Source organism: Streptomyces sp. NPDC093111 (assembly GCF_040683955.1).
Classification (GTDB): domain Bacteria; phylum Actinomycetota; class Actinomycetes; order Streptomycetales; family Streptomycetaceae; genus Streptomyces.
The window spans coordinates 1-1,919 of record NZ_JBFBNW010000051.1 but is presented as its reverse complement, the minus strand read 5'-3'; the positions used below and the strand labels follow the sequence as shown (position 1 = coordinate 1,919).

General features: G+C 74.4%; 1 protein-coding gene. It reads left to right on the top strand.

Going from position 1 to position 1,919, the window contains the following annotated elements; all coding sequences use genetic code 11:
- Nucleotides 1-324 precede the first annotated feature (324 nt).
- Complete coding sequence (locus AB0Q96_RS39150) at nucleotides 325-1,782, top strand: hypothetical protein (protein ID WP_365334156.1); 1,458 nt, start codon at nucleotides 325-327, stop codon at nucleotides 1,780-1,782.
- The last annotated feature ends 137 nt before the right edge of the window (nucleotides 1,783-1,919 follow it).

The window sequence follows — 1,919 nt, the reverse complement described above, 5'->3', positions numbered from 1 at the left end:
GACTGGTCGTGGGATTTGTTGGAGGGGCCGGAGCGGGTGGTGTTGCGGCGGCTTTCGGTGTTCACGGGTGGGTGTGATCTGGAGGCTGCCGAGGCCGTCTGTGGGGGCGGGGGTGGGGCTGGGCTGTTGGGTGGGCTGGGTGTGTTGGATGTGTTGGGGGCCTTGGTCGACAAGTCGTTGGTGGTGGTTGTCGAGGGGGCTGGGGGGATGCGGTATCGGTTGTTGGAGACGGTGGCCGAGTATGCGGGGGAGCGGTTGGACGAAGGCAGGGATCGGGGGGAGACCGAGCGGCTTCATCTGGTGTATTACCGGGAGCTCGCGCGGGTGACCGATCCCGCGTTGCGGGGGCGGGGACAGACCGCCGCCCTCGCCCGGTTCGAGTCCGAGCACGACAACATCCGCGGCGCGCTCCGCACCGCCGTACGCCTCGGGGAGGAGCAGGAAGCGCTGTGCCTCGTCCACGCCCTGAGCTGGTTCTGGCAGCTGCGCAACCACCAGCTCGAATCCCGCACCTGGGCCAGGGCGGCCGCCGGCCTCGGGCCCGACCCGTTCCTGGCGCCCCTGCGGCACGCCGAGCCCTTCACCGGACAGTGCCTCGACGTTCCGCCGCCCTGGACGGGGGAGCGGCTCTGGGAGGCGCGGCGCGGCGGACGGCTGCTCGTCCTCGCCACCGAAGGCGGCGAGGGGGCCGAGGGGGCCGAGGGCGGCTCCGTACTGGAACGCCCCGAGACTCGCGCCCGCCTGGAGGCCGTCGTCGCCGCGTACCGGCCCGGACTCCCGCAGACCTGCCGCCAGCCCGGCGCGATGTGGTACTTCGCCCGGCTCATGACCGGCGGCTTCGGCAGCCTCGACGACACCCTCGCCGCCCTCGTCGGCGCCGCCCGCGAACACGGCGACGACTGGGACGTCGCCTTCAACCTGCTCCTGCGCGCCAAGCTGCTCGGCGAACGGCCCGACGACGCCGAGGAAGCCCTCGGGCTCTTCGAGGCCGCCGACGACTCCTGGGGCATCGCCGAATCGCTCGCCGCACGCGGCGAGACCTACGAGCGGGCCGGGCGCTCCGCCGAGGCCGCCGCCGACTTCGCCCGCGCCATGGACGCCGCCACACGCCTCGGCGCCCACTCCCAGGTGCCCGTCTTCAAGGCGCTCCTCGCCGCCGTCCGCCTCCGCACCCGGGCCGTCGCCGACGACCCCGTGGCGTGGGCGGACGCCGAACGGATGCTCGTCGAAGCGGCCGACGAGGCGGGCGAGTCCGGCGCCGAGGCCGTGAGCACCGCCCGGTTGCTGCTCGCCCAGCACTACGGCAACACCGGCCGCACCGGTCTCGCCCGCCTGCAACTCGGCGTCATGGAAGGGGAGTTCGCCGACGACACGCCAGGGCTCTTCCGGGGCATGCTCGGCGGGCTGCGGGGGTGGCTGGCCTGTGAGGACGGCGCGTACGAGCAGGCGACGGGGTATCTCGCCCGTGCGGTGCGGGACATGGAGGTCCTGGCCTACCTCGTCGCCCCCTATCTCGTCGTCGCCCAGTTCGCACCGGCCGCCTGGGCTCGCGCCGGATCCGGCGCGCCGGAGGCCGGTGCCCGCCTGCTCGGTGCGTACGACGCCCACCGCGGGGCGCTGGGGGGTGCCGGATTCCGTCCGTACACGGCCCAGACCGAGGCGGGCGTGCGGGAGCGGGCGGAGGGTGTGGTGCGGGAGGGGCTGGGGGAGGTGGCCTATCGGGTGCACTACCGGGAGGGGGGCCGGCTCACGGTGCGGGAGGCGGCGGGGCTGGTGGGCTGACCCCGCCTTGAGGACCGTGGGTGGTGCGGGGGCCGGTGGGTTCGCGGGGGCCGGTGCCTCCGCGGGGGTAGGGGGTGTCCGGACTGCGACCTTCACTTCGCTGCGCTCGTTACGGGCGCCGCCACGTCCGGACACCC